A 24,478-nucleotide genomic window follows, 5' to 3' on the forward strand; every position below is an offset into this window, starting at 1 on the left:
ACTCGCGGCTTCACGTTATAATCGATCACGCGCTTCACGCAGACCAGGGCTTTCATGGCATTTGCTCCTGACTTAGGCTTGCTGTGGATGCGGCACATCCTTTGACGCCTTGCCGGTGGCAAGGTTTGGCGGCGCTGTCCACGGTAAACTTGCAAAGGTGCAAAGCGCAGCTTTGCAAGTTTTAGACAACAAAGGCCGCCCACGCCCATGGCGGAGCGGCCTTTGCAAAAGATTTTGGGTGATCAGGCGAGCAGGCGTTGCATGATGGCGCGCACATCGTCGGCCAGATCGGCGCGTTCGAGCGCAAGAGTGATCGTGGCTTCGACAAAGCCGGCCTTGCTGCCGCAATCGAAGCGGCGCCCGGCAAACTTGACCGAATGGAACGGCTGGTTTCCGATCATGCGGGCCATGGCGTCGGTCAACTGGATTTCACCGCCAGCGCCCTTTTCCTGCCCTTCGAGCAGGCGCATCACTTCGGGCTGAAGGATGTAGCGACCCGAAATGATCAGGTTCGACGGGGCTTCTTCACGCTTGGGCTTTTCCACCAGACCGGTGACTTCGGTGAGGCTATCGGAAATGCGCGCGCCGGGCGCGATCACGCCGTAGCTGGAGACTTCTTCTTCGGGCACTTCGAGCACCGAAATCAGGTTTCCGCCCAATTCGTTATAAGCATCAACCATTTGCTTCATGCAACCGGGGCTGCCGACCATCATTTCATCGGGCAGGAAGATCGCGAAAGGTTCATCGCCGACAATCTCGCGCGCGCACCAGATGGCGTGGCCAAGGCCCATCGGCACTTGCTGGCGAACGGTGACCAGATTGCCCGGCTTGATCCGCGTATCATCGAGCACCGAGAGGTCTTTGCCACGGCTGCTCATCGTGTGTTCGAGTTCGTATGCGGTATCGAAATGTTCGACGATGGCGGTTTTGCCGCGACCGGTTACGAAAATGAGCTGTTCGATCCCGGCTTCGCGCGCTTCGTCCACCGCGTATTGAATCAGCGGGCGATCGATGATCGGCAACATTTCCTTGGGGATAGCTTTGGTGGCCGGCAGGAACCGCGTACCAAGGCCCGCAACGGGGAAGACGGCTTTGCGGATGGGCTTGCGCTGAGAAGTGTCGGTCATCGTTTCCCTTTTGGCCAAATGGTTAAGGCAATGCTGTGATCTTTGCAGTGATTTATTAGGGTTAATACGTAAAGCAATCGTCAATGCGCCAGCGTCTCGTTCCAATCTGTCCGGCATGACCAGCAGGTAGGGCCAACAGGTAAGGAACCCCGACCGGTATACTTGCGCCTCAATACAAACTGGTTAAATGAAAAAATATGGACAAAATCATAATCCGCGGCGGAAAGCGCCTTTCGGGCACGCTTCCGGTTTCCGGCGCGAAGAATTCCGCTCTCACCCTGCTCCCCTGTGCATTGCTGACCGACGAGCCGCTGACATTGCGCAATCTGCCGCGTTTGGCGGATATTGACGGGTTTCAGCATCTGCTCAACCAGTTTGGCATCTCCACATCAATTGCCGGAGCGCGGCCCGAAGATTTCGGGCGGGTGATGACGTTGCAGGCAACGCGGCTGACTTCAACGGTCGCGCCTTATGATCTGGTGCGCAAGATGCGCGCTTCAATCCTTGTGCTGGGGCCGATGCTGGCGCGCGCGGGCGAAGCGACGGTTTCGCTGCCCGGCGGCTGCGCGATTGGCAACCGCCCGATTGATTTGCACCTCAAGGTTCTCGAAGCACTGGGCGCGACGATTGAACTGGCAGCAGGGTATGTTCGCGCGATTGCACCCGATGGCGGGCTTCCCGGCGGGCGCTACTCCTTCCCGGTAGTATCGGTGGGTGCAACCGAAAATGCGCTGATGACTGCCGTGCTGTGCAAGGGCAAATCAACGCTGCACAATGCAGCGCGTGAGCCGGAAATCGTGGACTTGTGCAACCTGCTGGTCGCGATGGGCGGGCAGATCGAGGGCATTGGCACGTCTGACCTGACGATCCACGGGGTCGACCGCCTGCACGGCGCGACCTATATGGTCATGCCCGACCGGATCGAGGCGGGGTCTTATGCCTGTGCCGCAGCAATCACCGGCGGCGATGTGATGCTGAAAGGCGCGAAGATCGAGGACATGGAAGCCACGGTGCAGGCGCTGCGCGATGCCGGCGTGTTTGTGGAGCCGCGCGCGGGCGGGATCTATGTGGCGGCAGACGGCCCGATCAAGCCGGTCACGCTTTCCACCGCGCCTTATCCCGGCTTTGCCACCGATATGCAGGCGCAATTGATGGCGATGCTGTGCATGGCCAAGGGATCATCGGTGCTTACCGAGACGATCTTTGAAAACCGCTATATGCATGTGCCCGAACTGAACCGCATGGGCGCGCGGATTGAAACCAAGGGCCGCACCGCAGTGGTTCATGGCGTGGAGAAATTGACCGGGGCCGAAGTGATGGCAACCGATCTGCGCGCTTCGATGAGCCTTGTGATCGCAGGCCTTGCGGCCGAGGGTGAGACGCAGGTCCACCGCCTGTACCACCTTGATCGCGGGTATGAGCGGCTTGAAGAAAAGCTGCAATTGCTGGGTGCAGAGATCGAACGCGTTGGCGGGGATTGATTTGACCACCTGTCCCTAATCCCACGATCCCCGTTGGTGTCGAGCGAAGTCGAGACACATGTGCGCGGTGTCTCGACTTCGCTCGACACGAACGGAACATTGGATTGTGATTAGTTGTAAAACCTAATCCAGCCGCACTTTGCCGCGCCCGGCCTTGATCGTGCCACGTATTTTTTTGCCTTCTAGACGCTGGACTTTGCCGACGCGGTTGAGGCGGGATTTGGCGCGTTTGGCGGGCAGGTTCATCGCATCGCACAGCAGTTCGCCCAAGCGTTTGCGCGCGTCTTCGCGGTTTTGTTCCTGCGTGCGATAGCTGCGGGCGGTCATCACGATTTCACCTTTGGCGGTGAATTTGCTGCCCGCCAGTTCCTTCAACCGGTGGAACACCGGCGGGGGCAGGCGCAATGCATAGACATCAAGCCGGATTTGCACGGCGGTGGCGACTTTGTTGACATTCTGCCCGCCCGGCCCCGCAGACGCGATGAAGCTTTCTTCAACCAGCGTGAGCGCATAGGCGACGAGCGCGTCAGGCGTCATCTTCGGCAGATGCGTCGAAAGTGTCTGCTACTTCAGGAGCTGCTGTTTCAAGGTCGGGGCGTTCAGGCCAATCAAAGCCCATCGCATCAAAGTCCATTGGCAAGGGTGCGTGGGCAACGATGGGGTCTTTACCAACGCGCGGGATGGTGAGCGCGGCGGCGTGGAGCATGGTGCGGGCTGCCCCCTGCCCGTCGCCATAGATCGGATCGCCGACCAACGCCGCGCCAAGGCCTGCCAAGGCGTGAATGCGGATCTGGTGGGTGCGCCCGGTTTCGGGGCGGAATTCGACCAGAGTCATGCCGGGCAGGCGCGCCATGACTTTCCAGTGCGTGACGGCGGGCTTGCCCTTTTTGGCTGCGATCATGCGCCAGCCGTTTTCAGCCGAGCTGATCTTGAGCAGGGAAAGATCGATGGTGCCTTGTTCGCCCTTCACATCGGCGGCGACCACACCGAGGTAGACTTTGCTCACCTCGCGCGCTTCGAAGGCGGCGGAGAAGCGCTTCAAGGCCTTGGGATTGCGCGCCAGCAGCAGGCAGCCCGAGGTATCGCGGTCCAGCCGGTGGACCGGGAACGGTTCGCGCTGGAAACCGAAGCGCATGGCATCAAGATGATCTTCCAACGCCTCGCCCCCTGCGCGCGGGCGGTCAAGCGGAAGGCCCGCAGGCTTGTCGATGACAAGCGCTTCGCCGTCTTCGAACAGGATGGAAAAATCAATCATTGCAATGTGTTCCAGTGGCCCGGAGCGGGCCGATTATTCAGGCAACAGCGGCGGCGATGCGGCGCACGGCCTCTTCAATCTTTGCCTCGTCTGCCGCAAAACTGATGCGAAAGCCATCGCGCCCGCCAAATGCCGAGGCGGGGACGACCGCGACGCCGCTTTCGAGCAAGTGCAGGCACAGCGCCTCATCATCCCCGAAGCGGTCCATCAAGGGCGCGGCATCGATCATGCAATAGAACGCGCCATCGGGCACGGGCGTGCTGAGGCCGGGGATCGCGTTGATCGCGGCCACGACCATATCACGCCGCGCGCGGAAGCGTTCGCGCCAATCGAGCAGGAATTCCTGCGGCCCGGTGAAAGCGGCGACGGCGGCGGCCTGGCTGATCGAGGCGGGATTGCCCGAGGAGTGCGATTGCAACCGGCCCATCGCGCCGATCAGCCATGCGGGGGCTGCCGAAACGCCGATGCGGAAGCCGGTCATCGCGTGGCTTTTGGAGACACCCGAAACGGTGAGGATGCGGTCTGCCAGATCGGGGCATTCGACCGCGAGCGTGGCGTGCATACCCTCGCCATAGCGCAGCGGGGCGTAGATATCGTCGCTCATCACCAGCACGCGCGGGTGGCGGCGCAGCACTTCGCCCAAGGCGCGCAATTCGGCGGCGGGGTATGTTGCGCCGGTGGGATTGCCGGGGCTGTTGAGCAGGAGCCAGCGCGTGACAGGCGTGATCGCGGCTTCAAGCTGGGCGGGTGTGATGCGGAAACCGCCTGCCGCTGTAGTGGGCAGATCGACCACGGCAGCGCCGGTAAAGCGCACGATTTCAGGGTAGCTGACCCACCAAGGGGACGGGATCAGGACTTCGTCGCTAGGATCGAGCGTTGCCAGCAGCGCGTGGAAGATTGCCTGCTTGCCGCCTGCGCTGACGATCACTTGCGATGGCGGCACATCGATTCCGAGATCGCGCTGGAAGTGGAGCGCGGCGGCTTCACGCAAACGCGCGGTGCCGACGACGGCGGTATATTTTGTATCGCCTGCATCGAGCGCGTCTTTTGCGGCCTGGATGACGTGGGGCGGCGTGGCGAAATCAGGCTCGCCCACCGAAAGCGAGATGACATCGCGGCCCTCAGCGCGAAGCTGGATCGCGCGGTCTGTTATTGCAGTGGTGCGCGAAGGGGCGATGCGCGCGAGGGCCTTGGAGAGCATGTCAGGCGCCCAGCAGCTTTGCCGGGATCAAGCCGCGCAGGGCGTTGCCGACGAGGAAACCGCCTGCCAGATCATCAAGCGTCAGGTCTGCCTCAACCGCGCGGCCTGCATCGATCAGGTGGCGGCGCAACACACCGGGCAACAGGCCAAGGTCTGCGCGCGGGGTGAGCAATGTGCCATCGCGTTCGACGAAGACGTTGCTGAAAGTGCCTTCGGTGATCAGACCATCATCGCGCAGGAACAGTGCTTCGCCAGCACCCGCCTGTTTGGCGGCGGCAAGGCCTGCTTCGTAAAAGCCGCGGTCGGTGGTCTTGTGGCGCAAACGCCAATCGCCGTCTGACACGGGCAGCGGCAGGACCGCGCATGTGATCGATTCCAGCGACGCTGGCAGAGCCGATGATTCGAGCGCGTGCGCCCCGCCCTTTGATACGACCAGTCGCACTTTGGACGGCGCTTCAAGATCGAAACAAAGCGCGTGAATGGCGTTGCGGATGGCGTGGCGATCAAAGCTGAAGCCGAGCGCGAGCGCGCTGGCCTTCATCCGTTCCAGATGCAGTTCGAGCAGTTCGATCCCCTTTGCCGGATCGAACGCCATTGTTTCAATCAGATCGGCATGGCCCGCAGTCAAACGCAAGAAATTCCCCTTCACTACACATTCGCGCCATTCGCCGATCATGACAGAATCGGCAACCACTGCCGAGCCCACTCCCATGACTGCGCGACCGGCCGATGCGCCCGGATGATCGCTGCTGAGGCGCACGGTACGGATTGCCACATTGAACGCGGCATCGCCAGAGGGGTCTATCCGTCCGATTGATCCGCAATAGAGCCCGCGCGCATCGCGTTCGGCCTGATGGATCACTTCCATCGCACGAATCTTGGGCGCGCCGGTGATTGATCCGCAGGGGAAGATCGCACGCAGGAGGCTGCGCACGTCCTCGCCGCGAGAGAGGCGCGCGTTGACCGTGGTGACCATCTGGTGGACGGTGGGATAGCTTTCGATGGCGAAAGGCGCTTCGACTTTGACCGAGCCTGCCTGCGATACGCGCGCGAGATCATTGCGCATGAGATCCACTATCATCAGGTTTTCAGCGCGGTCTTTGGCGCTGGCCGAAAGATCGGCCTTGAAGCGCGCGTCCTCGTCAGGGGTCTGGCCGCGCGGGGCGGTACCTTTCATCGGGCGGACGCGGGCCTGCCCGTCTGCCAGTTTGAAAAACAGTTCGGGCGAGAACGAGAGGTGCCAGTGCGCGCCATCCCAGATCACCCCGCCATAGCCTGCGCGCGCATCGCGGCGGACATCGGCATAGATCGCCAAAGGATCGCCGTCCCACGTGCCCGAAAGCGGAAAGGTGAGATTGGCCTGATAGATGTCGCCCGCGCGGATGGCTTCCTGCACGAGGTTGAAGGCGTGGGCATAGCCGCCGCAGGACAGCGCGGCCCCCATCGGCCCGAGCCTGCCGGGGCCGGTGGCCTGCGCGGCCAGCCAGCGTTCCACTTCGGCGCTGGGCATGCGCGTGACCTGGCCGAAGCGGGCAAACCACACCAGCGGGCCAGCCGCGCCGGTGCGTTGATCGGCCAGCGGAGCCAAGCGCGGTTCGAGCGCGAGGCCTGCTTCATAGGCCAGATAGCCCGCCCAATCGCCGGGGGTGGCGGCGATTTGCGCGAGTGCTGCCTCCACCTCGTCAGGTCGGCGCGCGATGACGACTTCGAGCGGCTGCTCATAAAGGCGGGCGTCGCTGGCGCGTTCGCTGCGGGCGTCGTCGAGGAGGATGAAGGGGGCGAGGGTCATAGGCTTGGGCGCGCTCTAGCGGTTCTGCGCAATGGATGCAAAAACCTCTCGCAACCGCGCCGTCCGGGCCGTAATCATCGGGCAACTGGATGGGACAAGCAGCATGGACGATATCTACCTTGGACTTGCATCAAATGGCGAAAAACAGGTGCTGCGGCTGGGCCGTGCCAACCGCCACGGGCTGATTGCAGGGGCAACCGGCACCGGTAAAACGGTGACATTGCAAGGCATTGCCGAACAGTTTTCCAACCGTGGCGTGCCCGTTTTCATGGCCGATGTGAAAGGCGATCTTTCGGGCATTTCGATGCCGGGCAGCCCGACTTTCAAACACGCCGCCAGCCTCGAATCGCGGGCGAAGGAACTGGGCATGACCGATTATGCCTATTCCGACAATCCGGCGGTGTTCTGGGATCTCTATGGCGAGAGTGGCCACCCGATCCGCACGACGATTTCGGAAATGGGGCCGCTGCTGCTGGCGCGGCTGATGGGTCTGAACGATACGCAGGAAGGCGTGCTGAACATCGCGTTCCGCTTTGCCGATGATAACGGGCTGCTGCTGATCGATCTGCCCGATCTGCAAGCCGTGCTGATGGCCTGCGCGGAAAACGCCAGCGAGCTATCGGGCAAATATGGCAACGTATCCAAGGCCAGCGTGGGCACGATCCAGCGCCAGTTGCTGTCTTTCGAAAGCCAAGGCGCGGACCGCTTTTTTGGCGAGCCCGCGTTCGAGATCAACGACTTCATCAAGACCGACGATCAGGGACGCGGCATCGTCAACGTGCTGGCGGCTGACAAGCTGATGCAAAGCCCCAAGCTTTACGCCACCTTCCTGTTGTGGCTGCTTTCGGAACTGTTTGAAGCGCTGCCCGAAGTGGGCGATCCCGAAAAGCCGTGCCTCGTGTTCTTCTTCGATGAAGCGCACTTGCTGTTCGAAGATGCGCCCGATGCCTTGATGGACAAAGTGGAACAAGTGGTGCGCCTGATCCGCTCGAAAGGCGTGGGCGTCTATTTCATCTCGCAGAACCCGATTGATATTCCTGAAAAAATCGCAGGCCAATTGGGCAACCGCGTGCAGCACGCCCTGCGCGCCTTCACCCCGCGTGACCAGCGCGCGATCAAGGCGGCGGCAGAGACGTTCCGGATCAACAAGGAACTGGATGTTGAAACGGTGATCACCGAATTGCGCGTGGGTGAGGCGCTGGTTTCCACGCTCCATGATGATGGTTCGCCATCGGTGGTGCAGCGCACGATGATCACGCCGCCGCGTTCGCGCCTTGGGCCGATCACGCCGAAAGAGCGTGCGATCATCCAGTCGATCAGCCCGTTCGAGGGCAAGTACGATGAAGCGGTGAACCGCGAATCCGCCGCTGAAATCCTGGCGCAAAAGGCGACCGATGCAGCAGCGGCAGCACAGCAGGTTGAAGAAGAGGGCGAGGAAAAGCAGCGCGCTGCGCCCCGCCGCACAACATCGATGTGGGAGCGCGCTGGCAAAGCGGCGGCAGGTGCTGTGGCAACTTCGGCAGGCGCGGTGATCGCGGCGAAGATTACCGGCAAGAAGACGCGTTCTGCGCCGGTGGCTTCGGGAATTACCGCAATCGCCGGATCGATTGCGACATCGATTGGCGGCGAGGCGTTTGGCCGGTTTGCACGCGGGGTGCTGGGTGGTTTGCTGCGGTAAGATGGCGTTTTGAACGCGACCGCCGCAAGCCCACCCCCAGCCCCTCCCGCAAGCGGGAGGGGGGCTTAGGCAGACTGGCAGCTTATTCGCCGTCCATTTCATAGGCGGTGTGCAGGACGCGGACGGCCAGTTCGGTTTCGTCTTCGTCAATCAGCACCGAAACCTTGATTTCGCTGGTGGTGATCGCCTGAATGTTGATCCCGCGATCAGCCAGCGCGCGGAACATCGTGGCAGCAACGCCCGCGTGGCTGCGCATGCCGACACCGACAACGCTGATCTTGGCGACCTTGCTGTTGGCCAGCATGCGGTAATAGCCAATGGTGTCCTTGCGCTCTTCCAGCAGCGACTGGGTGCGGGCAAGATCAGCCAGCGGCACGGTGAAGGTTACGTCGGTTTCGCCACGGTCCTTGGCGATATTCTGGATAATCATATCGACGTTGATGTTGGCCGCAGCCAGCGGGCCGAAGATCGCGGCCACCGCGCCGGGACGGTCAGCGATGCGCGTCAAAGTGATCTTGGCTTCGTTCTTGTCGGCAGCGATGCCGGTGATCAGCTGGCGTTCCATATCAAGTCCTTCAAGTTCTTCGTCGCTGACGATCATCGTGCCGGGGATAGTGTCTGCGGCGGGCGCATCATCATCGATAAACGAGGAAAGCACTTGCACCCGCACGCCTTCCTTCATGGCGAGGCTGACCGAGCGGGTCTGCAACACTTTCGAGCCAACCGAAGCCAGTTCGAGCATTTCCTCGTAAGTGACATTCTTCAGCTTGCGCGCTTTGGCAACGATGCGCGGGTCGGTGGTATAGACCCCGTCAACGTCGGTATAGATATCGCAGCGATCGGCCTTGACCGCAGCGGCCACGGCGACCGCCGAAGTATCCGAACCGCCACGACCCAGCGTGGTGACGCGACCGGTGGGGGCAACGCCCTGAAAGCCCGGAATAACCGCGATTTCGCCCGAGGCCATGCTGGCGATCAGGGCATCGGCATCGATATCTTCGATGCGCGCCTTGGCATGGGCATCGTCGGTCTTGATCGGCACTTGCCAGCCGAGCCACGAGCGCGCCTTGCAGCCCAGCGCCTGCAAATGCATCGCCAGAAGGCCCGACGTGACCTGTTCGCCGCTGGCGACAACCACATCGTATTCGGCAGGATCGTAAAGCGGATTGGCTTCACGGCAGAAGTTTACGAGGCGATCCGTCTCACCGGCCATAGCCGATACGACCACGGCAACCTCGTGCCCCGCGGCTTGCTGGCGCTGCACAATGCGCGCCACGCGGCGGATGCGCTCGGTTCCGGCCATCGACGTGCCGCCGAATTTCATCACGATGCGGGCCAAGGGCGAAGCTCCCAACTTGAACAAACGAAAGAATCTTGCACGCATGGGCCATAGACCATGCGGCGCGGGCGCTTTAGTGGGGGGGCATGAGCAATGCAACCTCTGCACACACCATGGGTCAGAAAACGATCCGGGCTGATGAAGCCGCCCATTTCGGCAAGCTGGCGGCAGACTGGTGGAATCCCAAGGGTTCTTCGGCCATGCTGCACAAGCTGAACCCGGTGCGGCTGAGCTTTATTCGCGAGGCTATCGATTCGCACTTCGCCACCGATTCGCGCGGGGTGAAGCCACTGGCGGGCAAGCGCGCGCTGGATGTGGGCTGCGGCGCGGGCTTGCTGTGCGAACCGCTGGCGCGGCTGGGTGCTGACGTAACCGGCGTTGACGCAGCGTTTGAAAATATTGCAGCCGCACAGGCCCATGCCGCCGGATCAGGCCTGACGATTGATTACCAGTGCGGTGATGTGGGGCAGCTTGGCCTTGCCGGGTTTGATCTGGTCACGTCGATGGAAGTGATCGAGCATGTGGCAGACAAGGCCGCGTTTGTTGCCGCGCTTGCGGCGGCGCTGGCCGAGGGCGGGCTGATGATCCTGTCCACCCCCAACCGTACAACGCAATCACGCGTGCTGCTGGTCGAAGGGGCCGAGGCGCTGGGCATGGTGCCGCGCGGTACGCACCACTGGGATGATTTCATCACGCCCATTGAACTGCACGATTTGCTCGACGCTGCGGGCCTGAAGATGGGCAATCCGATGGGGATTTCGTGGGGGCCATCGCGCGGGCTTCATTTATCGGATAACCTGGCGCTGAATTACATCGTTACCGCCACACGCGCCTGAACTGGAATACAAAATGGCCGAACGTTTCGAGCGTCACAAACAGGCGTGGACCCCTGATGAAATCCAGAAGCTGCATACGCTGGCCAAGAAGGGCATGCCCTTGAAAGGCATCGCAAAGGCGCTGACCCGCAGCGAAGAATCGGTCAAAACCCGCGCCAAGGCGGACAGCCTGAACATCGCCAAGCTGCGTTAGGCGGTCTTTTCCGTCGGCAGGAATTTTTCGATCAGATCGCGTGCCAGCCGCGCGGGGCGCAGCGTTTCTGCATCAAGGCAGCACCAACTTGATTTGACTTCCGCCAGCACATCTTCGCCGCGCTTCAGGATCGTTTCGTAAAACGCGCGCGCGCCCTGGACACGTTCAAGAATTACGTGTGCGATCACCACATCTTCAAGGAAAGTGGGACGGCGATAGGTAATCTCGTGCTTAAGCGCGACCCAAAGGTGCGCCGCAACAGCATCAGCTGGGGCGAGGGATCGCCAGTGATCGATAACCGCATCCTGCACCCAATTGAGATAATTGGCATTATTGACATGGCCCATGAAATCAATGTCCGATGGTTGGACAGTAATCGGGACGAGATGGGGGATTATCTTGTTCACACAGATGTAGGTAACACGATTCGGATAAGCGCGATAGGCTGGCCATCACCCTTTTTATGGTAAACCCAGGTCCGCATTGCTGCTCTTTCAGGCGATGATTATCGGATCAACAGGCCCCAGCCTGACAGCAATTGCTCTGCCTGCTCGCGCGAGATGACAGCGCCGCGAAACAAAGCCGCATCTTCCAGCTTCAGCCCGCCAAGATCTGCGCCGCGCAAATCGGCACCGGCAAATTGCGCACCGTCCATATTGGCTTCGCGCAGGCTGCACCCTTCGAAAACGGTGGCGCGGAAATCGCATTTGGTCAGGTCTGCCTGCGCCAGATCAACGCGCCGCAGCACCTCTTTGCGGAACGAAAGACCCGCCAGCCGCGCGCCCACCAGCAGCACTTCTTCAAACGCAAAGCCCATACCCTTGGCCCCATGGAAATCCGCGCCGGTCATGCGGGTGGCTGTGAAACAGGCTGCGGCGATATTGGCGCGACGGAACGCAGCGTTGTTGAAATCGCATGCCTTGACAACCGCTTCGGCAAAATCGGCGGCGCTGAAATTGGCAAAGGCGGCGCGGCACGATTGCCACGTGGTATTGGCCAGATTGGCGCCGGTAACATCGGCGTGGCGCAGATTACACCGCTCGAACGTCCAGCCGGACATGTCCAGCTTGCTGAGGTCCGCCTCCTCCAGATCACAATCGATAAGGTGCCCGGGCGCTCCGGTCAGACGGTCAATGTCTTTGCGGTTCAAGGTCGCGGCGGTGATCGGGGACATGGTCATCCCCGGGACATAGATGGCGAACGTGGCGCAGACCAGCGCGCAAAGGGGAATCCCTAGTCGAGAAAACCGGTCAAACGCCCCACCACGATCCCAGCAGGGTACAGCAAAACCGCATAGACCCCGAGCCACACCCCCGGACGCGGGATGCGCGCAAGGTCTGGGCGGCCTTCTGGCCATGTGACCCGGCAGATGGTGCCTTCCGATAAAGCAGGACGTGATCCATAGAGTTGGTCGGTTATCTCGTGCACTTTGCCATCTGCTTCAAACCGCAGCCGCGCTGCTTGCGTGCGGACACCGTCGCTCCGGCCCGATGCCTGCCCCACAACAATGGCTTGCGCTTCGCGTATCGGGTGCGTCCAACGCAGAAAATCGCGGCGCACCAACAGCCAAATGCAGAACCCGCAAAACCCGAGCACGATCCACAAGATTATCCGTTCCATCGCCATGGAATCGCACAAATTTCCTGCAAAATAGTCAATAACCGGGCGGCCCGCACGCGTTTGTCACGCGCATGAAGTCTAATGGAACTTCACCTGCCACTCCGGAAAACTACACACAGCAAACGTGAGCAAAAGATTATGACCCCTGACCGTAAAAGCATCGATACAGGCTGGAGGATGCCGTCTCGGCGACCATCACGGCTGATGCAGGTCGCAATTGGGGATTGTTATGGGTGTTGAATTCACGGGCGGATCGCGCCTCAAGCGCTTTTTCGGTGGCGCGTCTGCAATCGATAGCGCCCCAGACGAAGAAAAATCCCCGCAACACCCCACCAGCAAGGCCGCATCACCACAAGACATCGCGCAACAAATGCTGCTGGACGAAATTTCAGAGCTGCTGCTGGGAAATGGCCTGCTGGTTACGCCAGGCAATCTGCTGGCAGCCCATGCCGCCTTTTCCGGCGAAGATACAAACCTTGCGCGCAAGATCATCGAACAGCGCAAGGCAGGCGAGAAAATCACGCAAGAATGGCTAGACCAGAACCGCATGCCCGACACCACACAAGAAGGCGTCAAAAAGATCATCGGGCATCTGGAAAGCTCGCTCGACAACTTTGTAACCACGACCACATCGGCCAGTGATGCCGCGACAAGTTATAACACCGCAATCACCGCGCAGGTAACCGGGGCCGTGAGCTTGGACCCGGACAATGCGCTGGTGGCGATTGAAACGCTGGCCAAGGAAATGATTGACCGGACGTCGCACTTCGCCGCCGAAATGAAGCGCAGCGCCGATGAAACGCGCAAGCTGCGGCAGGAACTGGACAAGGCCAAACACGATGCCGACATCGACCACCTGACCGGCCTGCCCAACCGCCGCGCGTTCGAGGCGATCCTTGACAAGCACTATCGCGAGGCACGGCAAGAGGCCGAAAACTTGTGTGTGGCGTTTTGCGATATCGACCATTTCAAGCGCGTGAATGATACGCATGGCCACGATACGGGCGACCGCGTGATCCGCGCGATTGCCGAAACACTGGCGCGGATCACCAATGACAATTGCCACGTGGCGCGGCAGGGCGGCGAGGAATTCGTCATGCTGTTCAGAGGCAAAACGCCTGCCGAAGCCTTTGAAAAGCTGGATGCGGTGCGCGAAAACTTTTCGAACCGCAACTTTGTGAACCGGTCCAATGAAGAGCCGATTGGCCAGATCACGTTTTCGGGCGGCATTGCCGATGTCTTTGCCCACGCCAACCCGCGTGATGCGCTGAAAGCGGCGGACGAGGCGCTGTATCGCGCCAAATCCGAAGGGCGCAACCGGGTTATGCTGGCGCAATAGGCGCCGTGAATGCCTTAGGGGCAGGACCTATTAATCCCGCCTTCGAGGTTTGAGGCAAAATGGCCTGGTGCAAGGCGGATAGGCGCAGGAATAGTGGCTCTATTTCAAGCCTATCCAACGCAGCATCGGGCCATTTTGGTCAAATCCCTGCGGGACGCCGGAATGGCTTCCATCTCGAACAGATAGGTGCTTGGAAAGGCAACCAGCCTTCCCTGCACACCTATCCGCCCGATATGTTCGCCATTCCGGCGCCTCGAAGGCGGGATTAATAGGTCCTGACCCTAGGTGACGGGGCGTATTGTAAAAGTCGCAAGCTGCCGCACCGGTTTGTTTGCGCGGGCATGCCCATAATGCAGAAACCAGCGTGTTTCGAGACGCGCTGGATCACCACCATTTGCGCTGATTGCAGAGCGCATTGCAGATTCAAGCGCTTCGGGTGGATAAGTGCGGACATCGGCAACGATGGCCAGCACCGGACATTGATCACGGCCGGAAATGCGGGCAGCCAACACCTCGCGTGGGGCAACGCCGCCGAAATACCGGCCACCAACAAGCGGAAACAAGCGATAATCGTGCTGCACCCGCCGGTCATAATACCCAAAGCGCTCAGCTAGAAAACGGCGCATTTCTGCTTGATGGATCTCACCCGGCTTCGGTTCGGATTCCACGTTGCGCAGCACGGGGATGATGGCGCCATCACATGCGGGCATCCCTGCAAGATGCTGCGCCATTGCGCGAAAATCGTGTCTTGATGGCAATGGTTGCAAGCCCTGCCGCGTGAGGATCACAAACGCAGATGCCGCCACAAGGCCAAGCGTCATCCCACCCATAACGCGCGGCCAGTCCTTCAGAGCGCGATCGATCAGGCCGATCAAACCACACCACCCCAAAACCAGCCCGACTTGCGGCCCGCGATAGTTCAGACTTGGCACCACCATCGTCACCAGAATGCCTGCGATCGTGACGGCAAAAGGGCCGAAACACAGCGCCAGATCAAAGCGTATCGGTGCCATATCCGCGCGCTGGAAAGCGTGATTGCGTATCAGGCCGGGGAAAACGGCAACCACGGCAATGGCGCCGATTGCCAATAGTGCAGGATATCCGCCGGAAGTCAGGCCAATCTTCAGCTGGCCGATGAGATAATCCGGCCCATGGGCAAACAATCTCCCCGAATCCTCGAAGTTATGAAACAGGCTGACCTGGAGCAGGTAGGCACCGCCAGCCAAAACCGCACCGCCAAGCCCGGTGACAGCGATTTTCCAACACTCAAAGCGGGCAATGACCAGGCACAGGCAGAGCCACGCTACGGCATAGATCGCAAAAAGATGACTGGCTGCCGCAACCGTAGCGCTGATCAAAAACAGGATGGCGAAAAAACGCCTGCCGCCTTGGCCTTGCAAGGCGTCGGCCGGAACAAGTCGCGATGCTGCAAGGGCGGCAACGCCAAGCAGAAGACTGACCGGCGCATAAGAACGCACCTCGTCTGCATGTTCGATCCAGAAGGGCGATGTGACCACCAGCACCACCACAACCACGCGCGCCAACCAACCGGTCTCGCGCCGTGGCAAGGCCAGTATCACCATGATCAAACCGATGGAGCACAAAGCGGGCAGCAGACGCGCCGACACTTCATCAAAACCGAAAAGATGCGTCCACGCCCAAAGCAGCGCATAGAACGTGGGCGGATGGGTATCTTCTACCGCGCTGGACATCATGGCTGAAAAATCGGCCTTTTCGGCAAGCCGCATCGAGAATATCTCGTCTTGCCAAAAGCTGTTGAGGCCCAGCCCTGCAAACAACCGCCAGAGCGCCAGGGCCACCACTGCGGCTGCAATTGTGCCGATCAGATGGCGCAGCGGGGCCACCTTGATGTAAGACTTCATTTGCCCCCCATGTTTGCCCCTACCGCAATGAATCACGGTTAAGCCTGCGATTGCCCGCTAACGCAAGTCCTGCCTTGTTGCATTGGCCAAGGCGCATTACAGCGCCAAGCTTTAGTGGATGGCAAATCCACCGGACGGGATCGATCTTTCATGACTGCCAGCTCAAAAACCTCTGCCATGATGCGCCGTGGTGCCGAATTCCTTGGCACCGAACATGCAATCCTGTGCGGCGCGATGAGCTGGGTTTCCGAGCGCAATCTGGTTTCCGCCATCAGCAATGCCGGCGGCTTTGGCGTGATTGCCTGCGGCGCGATGACGCCTGAACTGCTCGATACCGAAATAACCGCGACCAAGGCGCTGACGGACAAGCCCTTCGGCGTGAACCTGATTACCATGCACCCGATGCTGTCTGATCTGATCGCGGTTTGCGCCAAGCACCAGATCGGCCACGTGGTGCTGGCAGGCGGCATTCCGCCCAAGGGCAGCGTTGAGGCGATCAAGGAATTTGGCGGCAAAGTGCTGGTATTTGCGCCCACGCTGGCGTTGGCCAAGAAGCTGCTGCGTTCGGGCGCAGACGCGCTGGTGATCGAGGGATCGGAAGCGGGCGGCCACATCGGCCCTGTTTCCACATCGGTGCTGGCGCAGGAATTCCTGCCTGAACTGGCCGCCGATCATGTGGTGTTCGTGGCAGGCGGCATTGGCCGGGGCGAGATGATCGCCAGCTATCTGGAAATGGGCGCAAGCGGCGTGCAATTGGGCACGCGCTTTGCCTGCGCGACCGAATCCATCGCGCACCCTGCGTTCAAGAAGGCGTTCTTCCGGGGCAATGCGCGCGATGCCGTGGCCAGCGTGCAGGTTGATCCGCGCCTGCCGGTGATTCCGGTGCGCGCGCTGAAGAACAAGGGCACCGAGGAATTCACCGCCAAGCAGATTGAAGTGGCCAAGCGGCTGGATGATGGCCTTGTCGATATGGGGCAGGCCCAGCTTGAGATCGAGCATTTCTGGGCAGGCGCATTGCGCCGCGCGGTGATTGATGGCGATGTGGAAACCGGCTCGGTTATGGCGGGGCAATCGGTGGGCATGGTGACCAAGGAAGAACCTGTCGCCGATATCATCGCGCAATTGCTGGCCGAAAGCGAAGCGGCGCTGACCAAGCGCTAGAGCCAGATGACGGGAACGATGGCCAGCACTTCTCCAGACCGGGCCTCGTTCGGGATCGTCTTTGCGATCGTGATGCTCGACATGCTCAGCTTCGGCATCATCACCCCAGTGCTGCCGGGGCTGATCATCGATCTGACGCACGTGGATATCGGCACGGCGGCGGAATATGCGGGCTGGCTGGGCGGCGGTTATGCCGTGATGCAATTCGTGTTCGCGCCGGTGCTGGGCAATCTGTCTGACCGCTATGGCCGCCGCCCGGTGCTGTTGGCCGCCGTGCTGATGCTGGGGCTGAACTATCTGTTACAGGGCTTGGCGACCGATTTCGGCTGGCTGATTGTCGGGCGCTTGCTGGCAGGCGTGACCGGCGCCAGCTTTTCTGCCGCCTATGCCTATATTGCCGACATCTCGCCGCCGGAAAAGCGCGCGGCCAATTTCGGGATGGTGGGCCTGGCGTTCGGGTTCGGGTTTGTGGTGGGCCCCGCAATGGGCGGGCTGCTGGGATCGATCAACCCGCGCCTGCCGTTCTATGTGGCAGCGGCGCTGGCGCTGGCCAACTTCGTGTTCGGGCTGGTGTTCCTGAAAGAATCGCTGAGCCCCGAAAACCGCCGCCCGTTCGATTGGCGCAAGGCCAATGCCATTTCATCGTTGCAGGCGCTGCGCGGGCAAAGCCCCACCGTGCTGTGGTTTGTGGGCGCGCTGGCGACGTGGCAACTGGTCAACGTGGTGTACCCCTCGGTGTGGCCCTATTTCGCGATTGCCGCCTATGGCTTTTCGGTGCGCGAAGTGGGCCTTGCGCTGGCCATGGTGGGCTTTGGCAGCGCGCTGGTGCAAGGCCTTGGCCTGCGGCTGGTCTTGCCCTTGCTGGGTGAGCGCCGCGCGGTGGTGCTGGGCGTGGCGGGACTGTGCGCTTCGGCCATTCTTTACACCATCGCCCGCGAATACTGGCAGGTCTATCTGGCGATTGCAGTGGGCGCGGTGCAAGGCTTCGTCCAATCCCCCATCGCCGCGCTGAACAGCCGCGCGGTGGACGCGCGCAGCCAGGGCGAATTGCAAGGCGCGGTGCAATCGATGGGCAGCATCGCCGCGATCATCGGCCCCCCGATGTATTCCCAAGCCCTCGCCCGGTTCAGCGGACCCGATGCGATCATCAACCTGCCCGGCATGCCGATCCTGCTCTCGGCGGCGATATCATTGATCACGCTGGGGCTGTTCTGGAAGGGCGCGAGTTTGCTGGAGCGGGAGGGGTGAGCTGCAAAATTTCCGCAACTGGCATCTCAGCAATCATTGTGGATTACGAATTAAGCCCTCCGGGTGAACCTGTAGCGATAGCTGCTCGGTATAGCTGCCCTAGCCTACCATCCATCGTATCAAAGCCCGGTCCGCCCCGCTCGAAGTGTGCCCGGGTCATTAGCAAGTGTTCCCGCGTAATCTCACCAGCCAGATCTTTTGGACGTACCAACGCCAAAAAATCTGCTCTCGGCTTCGTTCGACCCGCTTGCGCCTTAATGATGTGATTACGATGGAGCCAAGCTAGCATATCTGCTGCCTGCAAGGGCAGCGCATCTTTTTTGTCTAGGAACGCGTGGGCATTATAAAACATGAAGTCAGCGACATCAGGTCCGTGTTTAGCGATCATGTTCATGTATTGATTGGCTTCACTTGCATGCTGATGCCCAGACTCAAAAAAATAGGAAATCCGACCTTGGAAACCAGCGGTATTTGCCCATTGTCGAACGCCCGCAACCGCGACTGTTAGAAGATAGCTGTATGCTGACATCGTGGCGGCAAATGGCCCCATAACTTCATCATAAAGTTGGGGATCAACGGCAAAGCTAAAGCCTAGCACTGATCGTTTCTTGATAGTTTCTATGAGTAGCTTTTCGGATAAAACCCGCTGACTCATAGACATAGATGCGTAATCGCCATTACCAGTTGCACAATCTGTCATATGAGCAGCGGGTAAGCCAAGGCGCTCAAGGCATTTGGCCCAGTATCGAGAAAAACGTTGTGCCTGCTCCCTTTTAAAAAGGTAGCCCGCCATGGTGATCATTGGTGAACCAGCGTGAGTACCGCTTTCGTCGAAGTAGACTTCCGACAGTACCATTACATTGTAACCTTGGCAGACAAAGGTCTCACTGAAAGACTCCCAAGGGATCGTCGACCTTGGCATTAACCATGGTGCGTTAGGCTGTAAACCCGATCAAGTCTGCATAAACGGTAGCGGCGAACCCCAAGAACAGACGCCCCCTCTCGTCGCCGCGGGCTTGATCCGGGGTCAGGCTTTTCCTTGTGGCGTGCGGCAAGAAAAGGGGTTCGCGCAGAGAGCGCAAAGGACACGGAGACATGTAGCGATTAGACACAGGGGATCGCGGATCGATCGGAGGCTTTGTACATTCTCCCTTTCTCTGCGCTCTTTGCGGCCTCTGCGCGAAACAACGAAGCCTTAGCCCGGATCAAGTCCGGGCCGACGATGGGTTGGATTGGACGACTTGGAGGTGGCTCGGGCGACAGTAGAGCAGTCCGGACAAATGGAGCGGCGCCAACTCAGCTTTCCAGTTCAACGTCCCAGTACAGCCAGTCGCGCCATGTTTCGTGCAAGTGGCCGGGCGGGAAGGCGCGGCCGCGGTCCTGGAGTTGCCAGGTGGTGGGGCGGATGGCGCGGTTCATCAGCTTCATCCGCGCTTGTTCAGGCGTGCGCCCGCCTTTGCGCAAGTTGCAGGGCGAACAGGCTGCCGCGACATTTTCCCACGAGGTGCGCCCGCCCAGACGCCGCGGGACGATGTGATCGAAGGTCAGGTTATCGGGGCAGCCGCAGTATTGGCACTGGAAGCCATCGCGCAGGAACAGGTTGAACCGCGTGAAGGCGGGATATTCGCTGGGCCGCACATATTGGCGCAGCGCGATGACCGAGGGCAGCTTCATGCCAAAGCTGGCGCTGTGCACCTCGCGGTCATACGTCTCGATAATATCGACGCGTTCGAGGAACACCGCCTTGATCGCGGTTTGCCATGGCCACAGGCTGAGCGGATAGTAGCTGAGCGGGGTGTAATCGGCGTTGAGCACCAGCGCGGGGCAATTGGACAAGTGCCGGTCATTACCCAACACGTCATTAAAGGCGGCGCTATCGCCGCTGTGAGGCCTGGCCGAAGCCGCCTGCTCTATCAGCGCCTTATGAAGCACGTCCCGTTCCGGTCCCTGCACATCGGAGCGTGATCGCCCCGGCAAGGACAGTCATGGCTGAGCCGCATGACTTCTGTGTTACGCATAAACACAAGGAACACCGCCGCCCCCCTTCCGTCAAGGGGGTACGGCGGGCAGTTTCCACAGACTGTCGTGTTTGAACGTAGGTGCCGATCCCCCACCCCCAACCCCTCCCCGCTGGGGAGGGGGGCAATGTAAACTCCCCTCCCCGGTGGGGAGGGGTTGGGGGCGGGGGATCAGCGGCTGCGCTGGCAGAGCGGACGCCGCTCTTAAAACGCGTATGCCGTGACCAGATCGGTCAACAGATCGCGGCCGATGAGCACCGATTGGATCGAAACGCGTTCGTTCAAACCGTGCACGCCGTTGCCATCGGGATTACCGAAGAAGCCGGGAGGGCCATAGCTGGGGATGCCGATGGCCGAGAGGAACACGCCGTCAGTCGCGCCGGTGGACATCATCGGCACCATCGGCACGCCGGGATAATACTTGGCCACCAGCTTTTCAGCAGGGCCGATGATCGCGGGATTGAGCGGCGGAGCCTTGGCATCCGGCCCGCGATTGTCGGTGCGCACGACGGTCATTTTCGGATCGGCAACGACTGTTTCCAGCGTCTTGCGCACATCTTCTGCCGAAACGCCGGGGAAGATGCGACAATTGACGTTGGCCCCGGCGCGCTGCGGCAGCGCATTGTTGGCGTGGCCGCCATCCAGCAGCGTGGCAACGCAGGTGGTGCGCAGCATCGAATGGAACGAACGGTCGGTATTGAGCAGCGCCTCGGCCTGTTTGTCAGCCGGATTGGCCGCAATGGCGACCATCGCCTTGCCCTGGGCATCGGTGCGCGAGGCACCAGCCTTAGTGAAGTAGGCGCGTGTGGTGTCGTTCAGCATTAGCGGGAAATCGAAATCACGCAGGCGGGCCAAGGCATCGGCCAATTCGTAAATCGCGTTTTCCTTGACCGGGGTGGAGCTGTGCCCGCCGGGGTTGGTGGCTTCGATGCGGTAATTGACCGGGGTCTTTTCGCCGACGTGGATGGTCTGGACGACAACCCGGCCCCCCTCTTCCAGCGGCTTGTCGGTGCGGCCCGAACCGCCTTCGTTCAGCGCGAATTCGGCATCGATCAGCTCGCGGCGGTTCTTAGTCAGCCAGTCCACCCCGTTGAACGCGGTGCTGGTTTCCTCGCCGCAGGTCAGCGCCAGCTTGAGCGTGCGTTTGGGGGCCTTGCCCGCCTTGCGCCAGCGCATCAGCATATCGACCCATACCGCGTCCATCGCCTTCATATCGGCCACGCCGCGACCATAGAAATAGCCGCCCTCTTCGATGAAGGCATAAGGATCGCGGGTCCAATCCTCGCGCTTGGCGACGACAACATCAAGATGACCGAGCAGCAGGATCGGTTTGGCCTTTTTCGAGGTGCCCGGAAGAATGGCAACAATGCCGCCCTCTTTGGGGAATTCGGGCACGGCAAAGCGGTGCAGTTCTTCGCTGGTGAAACCGGCGCTGCGCAAATGGCCCTCGATCTTGTCAGCCAGCGCGGTGCAACTGCCGGTGGTGATCGAGGTGTCGGTTTCCACCATCTCCTTCAGCAGCGCGCGATAGGCCTGCTGATCGGGCCGCAGCGGGGCCTCTGCGGCCATGGCTGGAAGCGCCGCAAGTAACACTGGCACAACGGAAAAAAGCAATCTGCGCATAATCGTAGCGATCCCCGGAACAATCTTTTGTGTTTGTTATCGTGCGCCTGCCAAGCCCTTTGCGCAAACGCCTTTTCCACAATGTTACAGGCTGTGTAAAACGAACCGGAAAAGCTTGGGTTTTTGCCCTCAAGTGCCTATGGCCTGACGATGGCCAGTACCAATGAAAACATCCCCAACGCCAACGAGTATGGCGCCGATTCCATCAAGGTTCTTAAAGGGCTTGATGCGGTTCGAAAGCGCCCCGGCATGTATATCGGCGATACCGACGATGGATCGGGCCTGCACCACATGGTGTTCGAGGTTTCCGACAACGCCATCGACGAAGCGCTGGCCGGGCATTGCGATCTTGTTCTGATCGAATTGAACGCCGATGGCTCGGTCTCGGTCGAAGATAACGGGCGCGGCATCCCCACCGGCATTCACGCCGAGGAAGGTGTTTCTGCCGCCGAAGTGATCATGACCCAGCTTCACGCGGGCGGTAAGTTTGAAAACACGTCTGACGACAACGCCTATAAAGTCTCGGGCGGTCTGCACGGCGTGGGCGTTTCGGTGGTCAACGCGCTGTCTGAATGGCTTGAACTGACGATCTGGCGCGACGGGCAAGAGCATTGGATGAAGTTTGCCCACGGCGATGCGGTATCGCCACTAATCGTGCGCGGTCCTGCACCTGATAACGGCAAGGGCGGCGTCAAAAAGGGCACGCGCGTCACCTTTGTTGCCAGCACCGATACGTTCAAGAACGTGCTCGAATTCGATTTCGACAAGCTGGAACACCGCTATCGCGAACTGGCGTTCCTCAATTCAGGCGTGCGCATCCTGCTGCGTGACAAGCGCCATGAAGAGATCAAGGAGCACGATCTCTACTACGAAGGCGGCATTGGCGCATTCGTAAAATACCTTGATCGCAACAAGGTGGCCCTGATGCCCGAACCTGTCGCGATTTCGGCAGAGCGCGATGGCATCGGCATCGAAGTCGCGCTCGAATGGAACGACAGCTATTATGAAAACGTGCTGTGTTTCACGAACAACATCCCGCAGCGCGATGGCGGCACGCACTTGGCGGCATTCCGCGCCGCGCTGACCCGCACGCTGAACGGCTATGCCGAACGCTCGGGCATGCTGAAGAAGGAAAAGGTCAGCCTCACCGGCGATGATATGCGCGAAGGCCTTACCGCCATCGTCTCGGTCAAACTGCCCGATCCGAAATTCTCGTCGCAAACCAAAGACAAACTGGTGTCCTCAGAAGTGCGCCAACCTTTGGAAAGCCTGATGGCCGACAAGATGGTGGAATGGCTGGAGGAAAACCCTGGCCACGCCAAATCAATCATCCAGAAGGTGATCGATGCCGCTGCTGCGCGCGAAGCCGCCAAGCGCGCGCGTGAACTCACCCGCCGCAAGGGCGCGATGGATATCGCCTCGCTTCCCGGCAAGCTGGCCGATTGTCAGGAACGTGATCCTGCCAAGTGCGAACTGTTCCTCGTCGAAGGTGACTCCGCTGGGGGATCGGCCAAGCAAGGACGCGACCGCAAGACCCAGGCGATCCTGCCGCTCAAAGGCAAAATCCTCAATGTCGAGCGCGCCCGGTTTGACCGGATCATCGGCTCGAAGGAAGTCGGCACGCTGATTCAGGCGATGGGCACCGGCATCCGCGATGAATTCAACCTCGAAAAGCTGCGCTATCACAAGATCGTGATCATGACCGACGCCGACGTTGACGGCGCGCATATCCGCACCTTGCTGCTCACCTTCTTCCACCGCCAGATGCCCGACATCATCCGCGCCGGGCACTTGTTCATCGCGCAGCCCCCGCTTTACAAAGTGGCCAAAGGCCGCAGTGAGGTCTACCTCAAGGATAACGCCGCGCTGGACCGCTATCTGCTAGAAGCCGGGCTTTCGGGCCGCGTATTGGAAACCGCAGGCGGTGCACGCAGCGGGCCAGACCTTGAAAATTTGGTCGATCATGCGCTGCGCATGCGCAACCTGATGGCCTTTGTGCCGCGCCGCTATAACCCTGCGATCATCGAAGCTCTGGCACTGGCGGGCGCGCTCGATTTCGACATGCCGACCGAAGTCCGCGCCGAAGCCTTGGCCCGCACCACGCGCTGGCTTGACCGGGGCGATACCGAGGCGCGCTGGCTGGTCGAAATGGCCGAAGAGGGCGGCTATCACATCAAGCGGGTGTGGCGCGGGGTAACCGATCATCACGTGATCGAACCCGGCTTCCTGCTCAGCGCCGAAGCGCGCAAGCTGGCCAAGCTGGCCGCCGAAAACGCCGAGGTCTATTCGGGCGTCGCGCGGTTGGTGCGGCAGTCTGCCGCAGCGGCGGAGGTTGAACCCGAAGTTGTGGTTTCAGCCGATGACGATGCCGATGTTCCGGCAGCCGCGCCCGTAACGCAGGCCAAGGACGCGATCACGCGGCCTTCGGAACTGCTCGAAACGGTGTTTGCCGGGGGCCGCAAGGGCCTGTCGATCCAGCGCTACAAGGGCCTTGGCGAAATGAACGCCGACCAGCTTTGGGAAACCACGCTGGACCCCAACGTGCGCACGCTATTGCAGGTAAAGGTCGAAGACGCCGACATTACCGACGAAATCTTCACCCGCCTGATGGGCGATGTGGTGGAACCGCGCCGCGAATTCATCCAAGAAAACGCGCTGAACGTGGCCAATCTGGACGTTTGAGGCGT

The 24,478-nt window shown here is 60.5% G+C and carries 22 protein-coding genes; 8 read left to right on the forward strand and 14 right to left on the reverse strand.

All coding sequences use genetic code 11. From position 1 onward, the window contains the following. Both IP81_RS21400 and galU read right to left on the reverse strand, forming a co-directional pair. Positions 1-209: hypothetical protein (locus IP81_RS21400; RefSeq protein WP_231627042.1), on the reverse strand; the 209-nt coding region annotated here is incomplete at its 3' end. Positions 210-242: 33 nt separating this feature from the next. Next, positions 243-1,127: a UTP--glucose-1-phosphate uridylyltransferase GalU gene (gene galU / locus IP81_RS16550; RefSeq protein WP_054109117.1), complete on the reverse strand. Its 885-nt coding sequence runs from the start codon at positions 1,125-1,127 to the stop codon at positions 243-245. Between the two features lie 197 nt (positions 1,128-1,324). Here galU and murA point away from each other — a divergent pair, with 197 nt between their 5' ends. Next, a complete protein-coding gene (gene murA, locus IP81_RS16555) occupies positions 1,325-2,608 on the forward strand; it encodes a UDP-N-acetylglucosamine 1-carboxyvinyltransferase (RefSeq protein WP_054109118.1) in 1,284 nt (427 codons plus the stop codon). A gap of 123 nt (positions 2,609-2,731) precedes the next feature. On the opposite strand, the gene arfB is transcribed toward murA, so the two are convergent. From arfB to pabB, 4 genes are read right to left on the reverse strand one after another with little or no spacing between them, the layout of a single operon-like run. Next, the gene (gene arfB / locus IP81_RS16560; RefSeq protein WP_054109119.1) at positions 2,732-3,145 is read right to left on the reverse strand and encodes an alternative ribosome rescue aminoacyl-tRNA hydrolase ArfB; all 414 of its coding nucleotides are present in this window, start codon (positions 3,143-3,145) and stop codon (positions 2,732-2,734) included. Continuing rightward, a complete protein-coding gene (locus IP81_RS16565) occupies positions 3,135-3,863 on the reverse strand; it encodes an RluA family pseudouridine synthase (RefSeq protein WP_054109120.1) in 729 nt (242 codons plus the stop codon). Before IP81_RS16565 ends, arfB begins: the two co-directional genes overlap by 11 nt. 37 nt (positions 3,864-3,900) lie before the next feature. After that, positions 3,901-5,064 carry a pyridoxal phosphate-dependent aminotransferase gene (locus IP81_RS16570; RefSeq protein WP_054109121.1) on the reverse strand — a complete coding sequence of 388 codons (1,164 nt, stop codon included), beginning with the start codon at positions 5,062-5,064 and terminating at the stop codon, positions 3,901-3,903. A gap of 1 nt (position 5,065) precedes the next feature. Further along, entirely contained in the window at positions 5,066-6,853 is a 1,788-nt protein-coding gene (gene pabB / locus IP81_RS16575; RefSeq protein ID WP_054109122.1) for an aminodeoxychorismate synthase component I, read from the reverse strand. A 103-nt stretch (positions 6,854-6,956) separates the two neighbouring features. Between pabB and IP81_RS16580 the strand changes: the two genes are divergently transcribed. Beyond that, positions 6,957-8,531, forward strand: a complete 1,575-nt coding sequence (locus IP81_RS16580; RefSeq protein ID WP_054109136.1) for a helicase HerA-like domain-containing protein — start codon at positions 6,957-6,959, stop codon at positions 8,529-8,531. 82 nt (positions 8,532-8,613) lie between these two features. On the opposite strand, the gene IP81_RS16585 is transcribed toward IP81_RS16580, so the two are convergent. Further along, complete coding sequence (locus tag IP81_RS16585; protein ID WP_197274681.1) at positions 8,614-9,855, reverse strand: aspartate kinase; 1,242 nt, start codon at positions 9,853-9,855, stop codon at positions 8,614-8,616. A gap of 101 nt (positions 9,856-9,956) precedes the next feature. Here IP81_RS16585 and ubiG point away from each other — a divergent pair, with 101 nt between their 5' ends. Then, complete coding sequence (ubiG, locus tag IP81_RS16590; RefSeq protein WP_054109123.1) at positions 9,957-10,706, forward strand: bifunctional 2-polyprenyl-6-hydroxyphenol methylase/3-demethylubiquinol 3-O-methyltransferase UbiG; 750 nt, start codon at positions 9,957-9,959, stop codon at positions 10,704-10,706. Positions 10,707-10,719: 13 nt separating this feature from the next. Next, a complete protein-coding gene (locus tag IP81_RS16595; protein WP_054109124.1) occupies positions 10,720-10,899 on the forward strand; it encodes a hypothetical protein in 180 nt (59 codons plus the stop codon). Here the strand turns inward: IP81_RS16595 and IP81_RS16600 are convergent. The 3 genes from IP81_RS16600 to IP81_RS16610 form a co-directional block, all read right to left on the reverse strand. Then, a complete protein-coding gene (locus IP81_RS16600; protein WP_157573315.1) occupies positions 10,896-11,306 on the reverse strand; it encodes a thioesterase family protein in 411 nt (136 codons plus the stop codon). The two genes, IP81_RS16595 and IP81_RS16600, sit on opposite strands and share 4 nt — an antisense overlap. A gap of 98 nt (positions 11,307-11,404) precedes the next feature. Further along, positions 11,405-12,073 carry a pentapeptide repeat-containing protein gene (locus IP81_RS16605; protein ID WP_369800780.1) on the reverse strand — a complete coding sequence of 223 codons (669 nt, stop codon included), beginning with the start codon at positions 12,071-12,073 and terminating at the stop codon, positions 11,405-11,407. A gap of 59 nt (positions 12,074-12,132) precedes the next feature. Further along, entirely contained in the window at positions 12,133-12,519 is a 387-nt protein-coding gene (locus tag IP81_RS16610; protein ID WP_157573316.1) for a hypothetical protein, read from the reverse strand. Positions 12,520-12,748: 229 nt separating this feature from the next. Here IP81_RS16610 and IP81_RS16615 point away from each other — a divergent pair, with 229 nt between their 5' ends. After that, positions 12,749-13,858, forward strand: a complete 1,110-nt coding sequence (locus IP81_RS16615) for a GGDEF domain-containing protein (RefSeq protein WP_082356255.1) — start codon at positions 12,749-12,751, stop codon at positions 13,856-13,858. Positions 13,859-14,139: 281 nt separating this feature from the next. On the opposite strand, the gene IP81_RS16620 is transcribed toward IP81_RS16615, so the two are convergent. Continuing rightward, entirely contained in the window at positions 14,140-15,741 is a 1,602-nt protein-coding gene (locus IP81_RS16620) for a glycosyltransferase family 39 protein (RefSeq protein WP_054109127.1), read from the reverse strand. A gap of 150 nt (positions 15,742-15,891) precedes the next feature. Here IP81_RS16620 and IP81_RS16625 point away from each other — a divergent pair, with 150 nt between their 5' ends. Beyond that, a complete protein-coding gene (locus IP81_RS16625) occupies positions 15,892-16,902 on the forward strand; it encodes a nitronate monooxygenase family protein (protein ID WP_054109140.1) in 1,011 nt (336 codons plus the stop codon). Positions 16,903-16,920: 18 nt separating this feature from the next. Further along, positions 16,921-18,150, forward strand: coding sequence for an MFS transporter (locus IP81_RS16630; RefSeq protein WP_054109128.1), 1,230 nt, complete (start codon positions 16,921-16,923; stop codon positions 18,148-18,150). Between the two features lie 43 nt (positions 18,151-18,193). Here the strand turns inward: IP81_RS16630 and IP81_RS16635 are convergent, their stop codons facing one another. The 3 genes from IP81_RS16635 to IP81_RS16645 all read right to left on the reverse strand — a co-directional run bounded on the left by IP81_RS16635 (position 18,194) and on the right by IP81_RS16645 (position 21,791). Beyond that, a complete protein-coding gene (locus IP81_RS16635; protein ID WP_054109129.1) occupies positions 18,194-19,006 on the reverse strand; it encodes a DUF3800 domain-containing protein in 813 nt (270 codons plus the stop codon). A gap of 440 nt (positions 19,007-19,446) precedes the next feature. After that, complete coding sequence (locus IP81_RS16640) at positions 19,447-20,007, reverse strand: HNH endonuclease (protein ID WP_054109141.1); 561 nt, start codon at positions 20,005-20,007, stop codon at positions 19,447-19,449. A 365-nt stretch (positions 20,008-20,372) separates the two neighbouring features. Continuing rightward, a complete protein-coding gene (locus IP81_RS16645) occupies positions 20,373-21,791 on the reverse strand; it encodes a M20/M25/M40 family metallo-hydrolase (protein WP_157573317.1) in 1,419 nt (472 codons plus the stop codon). Between the two features lie 150 nt (positions 21,792-21,941). On the opposite strand from IP81_RS16645, the gene gyrB reads away from it, so the two are divergent. Beyond that, entirely contained in the window at positions 21,942-24,473 is a 2,532-nt protein-coding gene (gene gyrB / locus IP81_RS16650; RefSeq protein WP_054109131.1) for a DNA topoisomerase (ATP-hydrolyzing) subunit B, read from the forward strand. Positions 24,474-24,478 lie beyond the last annotated feature (5 nt).

The sequence above is a fragment of the Novosphingobium sp. AAP83 genome (assembly GCF_001295795.1).
Classification (GTDB): domain Bacteria; phylum Pseudomonadota; class Alphaproteobacteria; order Sphingomonadales; family Sphingomonadaceae; genus Novosphingobium.